This is a genomic window from Chryseobacterium sp. D764, from assembly GCF_019317325.1.
GTDB lineage: Bacteria > Bacteroidota > Bacteroidia > Flavobacteriales > Weeksellaceae > Chryseobacterium.
Window position 1 is genome coordinate 1337568 of sequence record NZ_CP079219.1, and the last position, 11604, is coordinate 1349171.

General features: G+C 36.0%; 11 protein-coding genes. 7 read left to right on the forward strand and 4 right to left on the reverse strand.

Annotation, left to right across the window (positions count from 1 at the left end; all coding sequences use genetic code 11):
* Nucleotides 1-112 precede the first annotated feature (112 nt).
* From KYG33_RS06040 to KYG33_RS06050, 3 genes are all read left to right on the forward strand, one after another.
* The gene (locus KYG33_RS06040; protein WP_219072848.1) at nucleotides 113-2353 is read left to right on the forward strand and encodes a CocE/NonD family hydrolase; all 2241 of its coding nucleotides are present in this window, start codon (nucleotides 113-115) and stop codon (nucleotides 2351-2353) included.
* A 104-nt stretch (nucleotides 2354-2457) separates the two neighbouring features.
* The gene (locus tag KYG33_RS06045; RefSeq protein ID WP_077416566.1) at nucleotides 2458-4140 is read left to right on the forward strand and encodes an APC family permease; all 1683 of its coding nucleotides are present in this window, start codon (nucleotides 2458-2460) and stop codon (nucleotides 4138-4140) included.
* A gap of 154 nt (nucleotides 4141-4294) precedes the next feature.
* On the forward strand, nucleotides 4295-4639 hold the full coding sequence (locus KYG33_RS06050; protein WP_219072849.1) for a DUF962 domain-containing protein: 345 nt from the start codon (nucleotides 4295-4297) through the stop codon (nucleotides 4637-4639).
* 360 nt (nucleotides 4640-4999) lie between these two features.
* On the opposite strand, the gene KYG33_RS06055 is transcribed toward KYG33_RS06050, so the two are convergent.
* The 3 genes from KYG33_RS06055 to KYG33_RS06065 form a co-directional block, all read right to left on the reverse strand.
* Nucleotides 5000-5464, reverse strand: a complete 465-nt coding sequence (locus KYG33_RS06055) for a hypothetical protein (RefSeq protein ID WP_219072850.1) — start codon at nucleotides 5462-5464, stop codon at nucleotides 5000-5002.
* Nucleotides 5465-5489: 25 nt separating this feature from the next.
* Nucleotides 5490-5945 carry a lipocalin family protein gene (locus KYG33_RS06060; RefSeq protein WP_077416560.1) on the reverse strand — a complete coding sequence of 152 codons (456 nt, stop codon included), beginning with the start codon at nucleotides 5943-5945 and terminating at the stop codon, nucleotides 5490-5492.
* A gap of 133 nt (nucleotides 5946-6078) precedes the next feature.
* Nucleotides 6079-8100, reverse strand: a complete 2022-nt coding sequence (locus KYG33_RS06065) for a hypothetical protein (RefSeq protein ID WP_219072851.1) — start codon at nucleotides 8098-8100, stop codon at nucleotides 6079-6081.
* A 149-nt stretch (nucleotides 8101-8249) separates the two neighbouring features.
* Between KYG33_RS06065 and KYG33_RS22465 the strand changes: the two genes are divergently transcribed.
* Nucleotides 8250-8864, forward strand: a complete 615-nt coding sequence (locus tag KYG33_RS22465) for a DUF4377 domain-containing protein (RefSeq protein ID WP_077416556.1) — start codon at nucleotides 8250-8252, stop codon at nucleotides 8862-8864.
* 133 nt (nucleotides 8865-8997) lie between these two features.
* Here the strand turns inward: KYG33_RS22465 and KYG33_RS06080 are convergent, their stop codons facing one another.
* Nucleotides 8998-9936: an SPFH domain-containing protein gene (locus KYG33_RS06080; RefSeq protein ID WP_219072852.1), complete on the reverse strand. Its 939-nt coding sequence runs from the start codon at nucleotides 9934-9936 to the stop codon at nucleotides 8998-9000.
* A gap of 194 nt (nucleotides 9937-10130) precedes the next feature.
* Here KYG33_RS06080 and KYG33_RS06085 point away from each other — a divergent pair, with 194 nt between their 5' ends.
* From KYG33_RS06085 to KYG33_RS06095, 3 genes are all read left to right on the forward strand, one after another.
* Nucleotides 10131-10703, forward strand: coding sequence for a Crp/Fnr family transcriptional regulator (locus KYG33_RS06085; RefSeq protein WP_047385450.1), 573 nt, complete (start codon nucleotides 10131-10133; stop codon nucleotides 10701-10703).
* A 107-nt stretch (nucleotides 10704-10810) separates the two neighbouring features.
* Nucleotides 10811-11344, forward strand: a complete 534-nt coding sequence (locus tag KYG33_RS06090) for a YceI family protein (RefSeq protein WP_219072853.1) — start codon at nucleotides 10811-10813, stop codon at nucleotides 11342-11344.
* A gap of 39 nt (nucleotides 11345-11383) precedes the next feature.
* Nucleotides 11384-11602 carry a tautomerase family protein gene (locus KYG33_RS06095; RefSeq protein WP_047377560.1) on the forward strand — a complete coding sequence of 73 codons (219 nt, stop codon included), beginning with the start codon at nucleotides 11384-11386 and terminating at the stop codon, nucleotides 11600-11602.
* The last annotated feature ends 2 nt before the right edge of the window (nucleotides 11603-11604 follow it).

Consider the following 11604-nt stretch of genomic DNA (forward strand, 5'->3'; position numbering starts at 1 on the left):
CTACTTTCGTCTGATAAAATGTAAACAATTTCAATAATAAGTTATCAAAAACATATTTTAAGTTGATACTTTTTCAACAGCAGCTAAAAACATACCATAAACACACTATCACATGAAATTTAAGATACTTTTAGCATTAATTTTTGTAAACCTGCTGCAGGCACAAAAATTTCAGTTTCCAAAGACAGCTGTAACAGACTCTCTTATATTGGAAAAACAGATGCCAGGACTTGCTCTGCAAGTGATCCCCCAACTTCAGTCTGCAAAGTACAAACCGGAAAACAAAATCGACCTTCTGGATAATCTTTTCCGTTTACAAATGGTAGCTCAGGATTATAAAAATTCGTTGGCTTCTCTGTCAGAAAACCGTAATCTCTTTGCCGATCATCATATGGGAGACTATAGATTGATAGGCTTTGAATTGTACAGCATGGCTAAACTGGCACAAAAAGAAAGCAGCCTCTCTTTTTCTGATGCGCTTCAGAAGGTATTTAATCAAAAATACGAAAGCATTCCGGAAAAACTGATTCCCAGATTACCTCTTGCGGTTGACGGCAATGTGAAAGAATCCAGAAAACAAATGAATCAAATACTGGACGCGCAAAAGAACAAAGATAGTATTGATTACAAAACCGCCCTCTCACTATGCAAAAGTTATCTCAACTATAAAACATATTCAAGTATCAAACCTCAGGTGATGAAATTGCTGGCTTCAAAGGATAAGGAAAGATTTATTATTGAAACCAGAGATCTTAAGATAAAGAACGGGAATACCTTAACGATTACCATTGTCAGAAAAAAGGAAAACACTTCCCCACTTCCTGTTATACTTACCAATAATATTTATGCGGGTCCATTTGATGAATTTTTTGGAAAGAGAGCGGCTACTTATAATTACGTAGGAGTTGTTGTCAATACCCGCGGCAAGAGAAACAGTAAGGATATAAATGATCCTTTTGAGCATGAGTCGGAAGATGTCTATGAGGTAATAGACTGGATAAGCAGACAGCCATGGTGCAACGGAAAAGTAGGAATGATTGGTGGAAGCTATTTAGGTTTCAGCCAGTGGGCAGCTGTTAAAAAACTGCATCCTGCATTAAAGACGATTGTACCGCAGGTTGCAGTAGGAATCGGGATAGACTATCCGGCACAGAATAATATATTTATGAGCTATATGCTGCAGTGGATACAGTATGTTACCAACAATAAACTTACTGATGAAGTAGACTTTAGCAATTTCGCAAAATGGAATTTAATCAATACAGAATGGTATAAAAGCGGAAAATCATTCAGGTCTTTGGACACGATAAGCGGGAAACCCAGCAAAATCTTTCAACGGTGGCTGGATCATCCGGGGTATGACCAGTACTGGCAGAAAATGGTTCCTTACAAAGAGGATTTCTCTAAAATCAACATTCCAATTCTGACAACAACCGGATATTATGATGATGATCAGATAGGCGCGCTGTATTATTTTAAAAAGCATCATCAATACAATAAAAATGCAGACCATTATCTGGTAATAGGTCCCTATAATCATGGAGGAGCACAGAGTTTCGGCTTTACTTATGTGAATGGCAGTCCTATTGATCCGGCAGCCAGAATAAGTATCGATGACCTTGCATTTTCATGGTTTGATTATATTCTTAAAGGAGGCAAAAAACCGGAAATTTTAAAAGACAGAATTAACTTTCAGGTGATGAATACCAATACGTGGAAACATGTTTCTGATCTTGACAAAATGCATACTTCCACTGTTAAATTCTATCTTCAGGACAAGAAAAACACCTCATCTGTGTTTAATAAACCGGATACCCAAAATTTCACAAAACAAATTGTTGATTTTAAAAACAGGGATCAGAAAGACATTTACTACAAAGTCAGTAAAAAAGACAGTATAAAAATGACTACTTCAATTGCTTTTGAAAGTGAAATATTGGATAAGGATATGATCATCAGCGGAAACCTTTCAGGATTCTTCAATGTTTCCATCAATAAAAAAGACTTTGATACTGACACCTATCTGTACCAGATTCAACCGGACGGAAAATCATCTTTATTATCAACTCATATTGTGAGAGCCAGCTATGCAAAGAACAATGAAATAAGACAGCTTCTTGAACCCAATAAAATGGAGCAGGTTCCCATTAATAACTCGTATTTCATGAGTAGAAAAATAGAAAGAGGAAGTAAACTCCTATTATTGGTGGGGGTGAATAAAAACCCTAACTGGCAGATCAATTATGGGACAGGCAAGGATGTAAGTGACGAAACGATAAAAGATTCTGGGGAACCTCTGGAGGTAAAATGGTATAATGACAGCTATGTGGAAATACCTGTTTATAAGGATTAAAACCTTTTGTTTGAGCATTTTTACCTAAATGTTCTTAACAACTGTTAACATCAAAATAAAAAATCATTACATTTGCTTTTTTTCAAATCAAATATAGTTATTGAATGAGTCAACTTTTTAGAAGAAAAATCTATTCAGATACAGATACTTCAACGGGACTTTTAAGAGTCCTGGGTGTATGGGACATTGTATTTTTTGGTATTGCGGCTATTATAGGAGCTGGGAGTTTCAGCAGTTTGGGAGAAGCCGTTTTCAGAGGTGGTCCCGGTGTTATTCTTCTATATTTGATTTGCGGTTTTGCCTGTGGATTTACTGCCTTATGTTATGCTGAATTTGCCAGCAGAATTCCTACCGCAGGTTCTGCATACACCTATGCCTATGCGAGTTTTGGTGAGCTGATTGCCTGGATAATCGGCTGGGCCCTGATTATGGAATATTCTTTCGGAAATATTTACGTAGCCTTTTCCTGGTCGGACTATTTTACCAGTTTCTTAGGGCGTCTCGGAATGCATATCCCTGATTATCTGACCTGCAGCTATACTGAAGCAAGAAAAGCAGTTCAATATGGTTCAGAAAACAAAGAACTGTTAAATGCCTGGAAAACAGCTCCATTGATTGGAAGTTTGAAATTCATTGTAGACATTCCGGCATTGGTTATCAACGGTTTGATTACATGGCTTTGCTATGTAGGAGTAAAAGAAAGTAAAAACTTCAATAACTCTCTGGTTATCTTAAAGCTAGGTGTAATTATATTGGTTATCCTGGTTGGTTTTTCTTATATCAATACTGAAAACTGGACACCAATAAGCCCTACTACAGGAACACCATCCTTTATGCCAAACGGCTTTGCCGGAGTAATGAGTGCAGTATCCGGAGTATTCTTTGCTTATATCGGATTTGATGCCTTAAGTGTACTTTCTGAAGAGACTAAAGATCCACAAAAGACCTTACCAAAAGGAATGATTATCTCTCTTGTACTGTGTACGGTAATTTATATTGCCCTAACGCTTGTACTAACAGGGATGGTAGATTATAAAAAGTTTGATGGCGTAGGAGATCCGCTTTCATTCATCTTTGAAAAAACAAATGCTAATGTAGCCTGGATGGAACTTACCGTTTCTTTCGTTGCTATTGTTGCCATTACTACTGTATTATTGGTTTTCCAGATGGGACAGCCGAGAATCTGGTATGCGATGAGCCGTGACGGACTGATGCCTCAGAGATTCCAGAAGGTACATTCAAAATATAAAACTCCTTCTTACGCAACTGTTGTTACCGGAATTGTAGTTGGTATTCCTATCCTATTCACAGATAAAACATTTATCCTGGATTTTACGAGTATCGGAACTATTTTCGCTTTCGTATTGGTATGTGCAGGGGTACTTATGCTTCCGGCCAAAGAGAAAATCAAAGGCAGATTTCACCTTCCGTATGTGAATGGTAAAATTATTTTCCCTGTTGTTTTCATTGGTAGTTTGCTGGCTTTCTATAAGTGGCAACCGGAGTTTTTTGACAACCTGATGAACTGGTCAGATCCTAATGAAGGAGAATTCAGAGCCTCTATTTTCTTCTTTATTATCATCAACCTGATCTTATGTGTAGTAGCTTTTGTCAAGAACTTATCATTGATTCCATTGGTTGGATTAAGTTCATGTCTGTATCTACTTACAGGAATGAGCCATGAAAACTGGTTCTGGTTCGGAATGTGGTTCCTGATCGGTATGGTTATTTATTTCTGCTACGGATATAAAAACAGTAAACTTGGAAAAGAATTAAAGAATAGCTAAAAAATAGCAGCAAAACTTTGAAATGGCAAAATGGCAAAAAAGTCGAACATTTGAACAGACTGATTTGCGATTTTGCCTTTCTTATTTTTTACACTCTAAAAAAATCGGCCGAATTATTGCTATAACTTCAATAGAATCAACAAACTAACCCACCATGACTGAAAGAATTAAAACCTACAGAGAATTTTATCTGTTTTACCTTACTGAACACAGTAAAACAGGAACCCGGATTTTTCATTTTATAGGAACACTGCTCATATTTTTCGTCATAGGATATGTGATCAGTTCCGGAAAGGAAAGATTTCTCTGGTATATTCCAATTTTCGGATATGGATTTGCCTGGTTCAGTCATGCAGTGATTGAGAGAAACAGACCGGCTACTTTTAAATATCCATTATGGTCTTTAATTTCGGATTTCAGACTGTTTTTTGAACTGTTGATTGGTAAGCAGAAATTCTTTACATCCAATAATCAACCACAGAAGCAGGAACAGCCTTAAAGCTTTTTCCAGTTCTTTTTTTATACGAAAAATATTGAGTGTTGGGAAACGCAAAGGCGCAAAAGTTTATACATTTCGTCAATTTTAAGGCGCAAGAAAATCTAAGATTTTCAGCAAAGAAATATTATCAATTTCCCAGAGATCATTCCGGAGATTTAGCATTTTTTCTCATCAGAATCTGCCTAATTTGTAAAAACTGTGAGAGGTTAAGAATATGCAGTTTACAATTTTATCAAAGATAAAATCCTTGCGTCTTACATACACATGGTTTGTAAAAATCTTAGCGCCTTTGTGTGTTCAAAAAAACTTCTACTTATAATTTTTTAATTTTGGGTTTGCTTCACCTTCGGTTCGCAATGACTATAATTCAGTGGAATTTTGTTTATTTGGATGAAGCTTCTTCCCTATCAGATATCCCAATGAGGGCAAAATAAATGACAAAACCACCGGGAATATCAATGAAAGGCCAGAACCCTCAAGACTAATCGTTAGAGGAAAAAGATATCCATTATAAACAATGAGCGCCAATGTAAAAATAAAACTGTCACTATTATTTGTAGAAAGAATATTAAAATGACTTCCAAACTGATCAAATAAACCGGAACAAGCGAATAAGAAAACATTCAAAAAAAACATCCACAGAACGGTTCTGTAGATCATTCCTTTTTTTGCATTCAGATATCCCGCAAAGATCAAAAAAAGAGATAAAATTCCTGAAATAAAAAAATCTACACCAGAAAAATCTGTTTCTCCGCCAGTTTTTGTAAAGAAATACATTGCATACAGAACAATATTAAGGAGATAGATTATCGTTACATAATTCATTACATCAAAAGTTTACTGTTGGCTGTTAGTATTTTTTCTCAAGGATATCGTAGTGGATGGTGTTTACCACTTTTTCAGCAAGAGCATCTCCTTTTACTTTAATAGGATTGGGAATGTAACTTGAAAAAGTCATTGTGTTATCCTGATTAAGGGTCACTTCCACTTCTTCAAGTATATTTTGCTCATCTACATAAAACTGAATTCTGTTTTCTACGATTCTCCAAAAAGAAAGTCTTGGTTCAGATGGGCTGCAGTCACCTGTTTTCCCTTCTACATAATTATAAATCGCATATCCGTCTTCCCTGATGGCATAATTTCTCATCAGACGGCAATTATCAAATTCTTTTACCACTTTCTTTTTATTTTCATAAAACCCGGATTCTTTCAGTTTCCAGAATCCTGTAACGTTTTCTTTCTTTAATTTCTGGGCATTCATACAAGATACTGCCATAAGAAAAGCAAGAGAAAATATCTTCTGCATAGATAAATTTGTGTGTTTTATATGATTTTAAATGAATATACAATAATTGGAATAAAGAGTTTCGGCGGGCGGCTCCGCCGCCCGCCGAAACTTAAACCCTAAACTCTAAACTTTGAATTTTAGAATCCAGGCTCTATTTAAATTTCTTCTTAAAACTGAATTTAAGTCTATTCATCAGCCCTGGTTCTATGATGTCAATTCCAATTCCAAAATTGCTGTCTGCAATGGTATGATGGTCTGTTCTGAACTTTTCAAACTCACTTTGCGGAATTTCAAGATTGATCAGAGGATTGTATTCGATGTATACACTTGCCCCGTTCTTGCTTACTTTTTTACGGCTTTTATAGTCAAAATACGGATTGGCAATGGTGCATTCCTGAACCGTATATTTTTCTTCGGTATCAATCTTCTGATCTGTATAGAGATTAATTTCATACTTTTCGGTATCGAAATTATGCCAGAACGATAAATCTTTATGCATAAAATCTCTTGCACTTGCCTTCACAACATTTCTGTCAAAATACATAAGGAAACGGTTGTTCTGTGGATCTACATAGTAAGGATTCTCAATGATAGCGGTATATTGAATCTTCACTTCATTCAGTCTTTTATCATCACTTATCACATCAATGGCTGCATCTTTGAATACATTCCGTACATCTGTACCATTTCTGTCACTCGAATAATTTAAGCCATAGAAAAGGAAACTGTTCCAGCTGTCTATAATTTCCCTTTTGTTGGTACTTTTAAAATACCTTCTCATGGCATTGGCCCTGCTTCCTTTGTAAGTTGTTGACAGAGTAAATTTTCCGACAGTCCCCTGTACATTAAAATCTACTTTTTCGTCAATACAGAAATAAGGAAATTGATAAGGTTTTCTTATCTGGAGCTCCTGATCTTTTTTCACTTCCAGATAATGCATAAAATACATGAATCCTCTGTTTTCAATCAGTCCGAATTCATCACGAATCGTAGCATCAATAAAGTATTCCTGATCTTTATAATTCACTTTTACGACAACATGATTGAAGTTTAACAGTGATGGAAGGTAATATTTGATATAATAATCTGTATTGAAATTCACCAGTACAACAGAAGCATCCACTCCAATATAATCAAGGATCACTTTTAATAAAACTGATTTCGCTTTACAGTCTCCCTGCTTATTTTCATAGGTTACGGACGGTGCTTGCGGCTTATGTCCATTCATTTCATCCGCATTGAAGATATAATAGATATGGTTCTGAACATATTCTACAGCAAACTGAAGCTTTTCACCCTGATCGGCAATAGCATCCAGCTTTTCAATCAGGTTCGGCGCAAAATCCTTCAAGGAAGAGCTATTGAAAATCTCCTCATAAAGAGGCACAATATAATTGGAAAGGTCTTTCCAGCTGCTTTCGGTAGCAAAGTCCACATAAGGAAAAATTTCTCTTCCGGAATCTACAGGATTAATATAATTCTGTTCTTCTATCACAAACCTCTCCCCTTTTTTCAGATGCTTCGTTTCCGGTTCCAGAACATCTCCCTGCTCATCTCTGAAAAATGTCTTTTTATAGGCAATCGTCTGCTCACGTTCATTGATAAAAGTAAATTTAAAATTGCCATAGGCCCAGTAATTATCCGGACTTACCCATACATATTTTGAGAATTCCTTTCTTAGGAAATCCCGGTCTGTAAATGCTTTAATCCTTGAATCTTCTAAAATCAGTACATCATACAGCCTGAGATCTTTAATCGTAATATTGATCTTTTTATTACTGCTCAAAACTCCGCCGCTGCTCTGGTTTTCGCTGTCAAGAACTTTAATATTCGTATCCGGAATTTTATCTATCAGTACTCCATCTCTCAAAACACTGATCCTGTGAATCTGATAGACTTCATTTTCCTCCACAATGACATCAGACACAGAAGCTCGTTCCAGATTTCCCGGCTCGTTCAGAGTATAAGCCATGCAGACATATTCACTGTTTTCCGTATTGCTCGTGTAATATTTTTTGTCTAAAAAGTAGCAGTAATCACGGCCTTCATCAATTTGTTTTTTGGCAAATTCGGAGTCTTTGATTCTGTTTTTTATTTCCTCATCTCCAATATTTCCTGCCCACATTTCAGGTTTTTGAATCCTGTAATTTTCAACTTGCATTTGATTTTCCATATTTATTGTAAGAATTATGTTTTGCGGTTAGTGTTTAAGAACTTCAAATTAAATGATTAAAAAAATAAAAAGCAATAGCAGAAGTACTACAAATTCAGGAAAGCCAAGTTCGGCATGGTAATTGCGAAGTATGGGGAAAAATCAAGTTTATGAAAAGTATCGCAACAATTCTAAAAGGGGCAGCACCCGCATTAGCATTATTTGCAATGACGCAATGTACAACCACAGCCAATGCATCCACAGGCGATGAAGCCACCTTCATCGTAGGACCACAAACAGCAGACTGTACCGGCGTAGCTCCTATGAAATGTCTGCAGGTAAAAGAAAATGCTTCCGGAAACTGGACCAATTTCTACAGCAATATTGAAGGATTTACCTATGAGCCGGGATATGAATATGTTTTAAAAGTAAAAACTGAAAAAATTGCCAATCCTCCAGCTGACGGATCATCCATAAAATACACCTTGGTAAAGCAGGTTTCTAAAACGAAAAAGAAAGAAATGGCATCCAATGAAAAAACACTTATCGTAGGCCCACAAACCGTAGACTGTTCTGCAGGAGCAGGCCGTATGAAGTGTATGCAGGTAAAAGAAAATGCTTCTGAAAGCTGGACCAATTTCTACAGCAATATTGAAGGATTTACCTATGAACCAGGTTACGAATATGTTTTAAAAGTAAAAACTGAAAAAATAGCAAATCCACCGGCTGACGCTTCTTCCATAAAATACACATTGATAGAACAGGTTTCTAAAACGAAAAAATAAAACAAAAAGGCTTCTGAAAATTTCAGAAGCCTTTTTGTTTTATGAAGGAAATGAAGTCTGAAGTTATTTTTGACAATAAAGGAAAATTCTCCAAGGATTCATCTTTTAAGTATTCATACTCTTTTTCCCTATTTTAAAATCCACTCTCTTTTTGAGGTGGATCCGGGTATTTACCTTTAGCTGCCTCACCTACCGTATTTGCAGTAGTCATAGCTACTACAAGATCATTCAACATGCTGCTGGCTGCTGTAGGTGAATTGGGAAGAAGAACCAGGTTGCTTCTGTTACTTGCTCCTATGGAATGCAATGTATCATAATGCTGTGTCACTACGATAAGTGCTGATGCTTCGTGTGAATTGATTTCTACATTATTCAGCATCCTTACAGACTCTTCAAGACCCTTTGCAATTTCTCTTCTTTGGTCTGCAATCCCTTGTCCCTGAAGTTTTTTAGATTCTGCTTCTGCTTTTGCAACGGCTACAATTCGGATTCTTTGTGCTTCGGATTCATATTCTGCAGCAGTTTTTTCTCTTTCCGCCGCATTGATTCTATTCATCGCATGTTTTACCTGTTCATCCGGATCAATATCAGTAACCAAAGCTTTGATAATATCATATCCATAGCTGTTCATAGCCTCCTGAAGCTCACTTTTTACTGCAATCGCCACATCATCTTTTCTTACAAAAACATCATCCAGTTTCAATTTCGGAACTTCTGCTCTTACCACATCAAAAACAAATGAAGTAATTTGATTTTCAGGATTTTCCAAACGATAATAAGCATCTCCAACCTGATTTCTGATCACCTGATACTGAACAGAAATTTTCATTTTGATGAAAACGTTGTCTAATGTTTTAGTATCAATCATTACATCCAGCTGCTGAATTCTCAGATTCAGTCTTTTCGCAATCTGATCTATGATTGGCAGCTTAAGATGAAGACCGGAATGTTTTACTGCCTGGAATTTTCCAAATCGTTCAATTATCGCTGCAGTTTCCTGCTTAACGACAAAGAACGAAGCAAATAAAATGATTAGCCCGAAGAAAATAACGGGCACTAAATATATTCCCATAGTTTTTAATTTTTTAATAGGTCGTAATAAATTCTGTTTTGTTAAACATTTTCATTGGTATTTCTTTAAATATATGAAAAATAAATCTAAGATTTAATACATTATCTCCTAATAATCAAGCCCAAGAATGATTGATTATTTTTAAACTAAAATTATCCTGAAAAAAACTTACTTTTGAATATTCATTGCATATCATGGTCAATTCTAAAGAAATATTAAAGGATCACATCTCTAAATTCACTTCTCTTACTGAAGAACAACTTGACTATGTTTTTGAACATTTTAATCTGATTACTTTAAAAAAAGGGCAAAGCCTGATCTCGGAAGGTGATTTCGTAAATCATGAATATTTCGTTCTGGAAGGCTGTCTGAAAGCTTTTTATCTTAATGACAGCATGAAAATGTTTATTCTCCAGTTTGCTATGCCGACCTGGTGGGTGACAGATTTTGATGCACTTTACAGTAAAACCAGGGCTACTATTAATGTAGACTGCATTACGAACGCTACTATTCTTTCTATTTCCAACGAAGACAGGGAAAAAATCTGCAATGAAATTCATGAAGTTGAACATTTTTTCAGATGGAGAACCAACAAAGGATATGTAGCAGCACAAAAACGTCTGCTTTCTTTCATGAATAATGATGCTAAATTCCGGTATGAGGAACTTTTGGCCATGTATCCCCAACTGTACAATCTGGTCCCTAAACACCTGATTGCATCTTATCTTGGAGTAACCAGGGAAACCCTGAGCAGACTTCATCAATAAACAACACCCTTACCTCGTCTATCCTCTCTTCTATTTTGTGAGGTACATCACGTAACTTTTTCTTTCAACCGGCTGAACTTTGTGTCATTAATTAAACCCAAATAAAAATGGACACAAAAAATTTCAAAGTCAATAATGAAAACAGTACGATCGACTGGATCGGAAGAAAAGTAACCGGAGCTCACAACGGAACAATCGGTGTAAAAGATGGAAACTTCGCATTTGAAGATGGAAAACCTGTATCTGGAAAATTTGTCATTGATACCCGTGCTATCAAAATCCTTGATATCAAGGATGCTGAAACCAATGCTCAGTTTGCAGGCCACCTTACCTCTGACGATTTCTTTAATTCTGATCAGTTTCCTGAAGCTCTTTTTGAAATCACTCATGCTGAACCTGGTGATCAGAATCTGTATAACGTAACCGGAGATCTTACCATAAAAGGGATTACTCATTCTATCAACACAAGTCTGCAGATTGTAACAACGGATAATACGGCTGTTTTAGATGCTAAAATTGTAGTCGACAGAACGAAATTCAATATCAAATTCAGATCCTCCAATTTCTTTACCAATCTTGGTGATACGCTGATCTACAACAATTTTGATTTACATATTCATCTTGTTGCAGAAGCTTACTAACAGAACTTAAAGATTATTTAACCTTAAAAATTTACCATCATGCCATTCATAAAAGTAGATGTGCTTCGCGAAGATCTTAACCGCGAAACGAAACAACAATTAATCAGAAAAATAAGTGAAGCTGTAACTTCAGTTTTGAATAAGGATCCTCATTTGACCCATATTGTGATCAACGAAATCGAAGATGATAACTGGGGATATGCCGGAGAACAGGTTTCAGTATTAAAAGAACAAGGATTTTCAACAGAAAAAAAATAAAC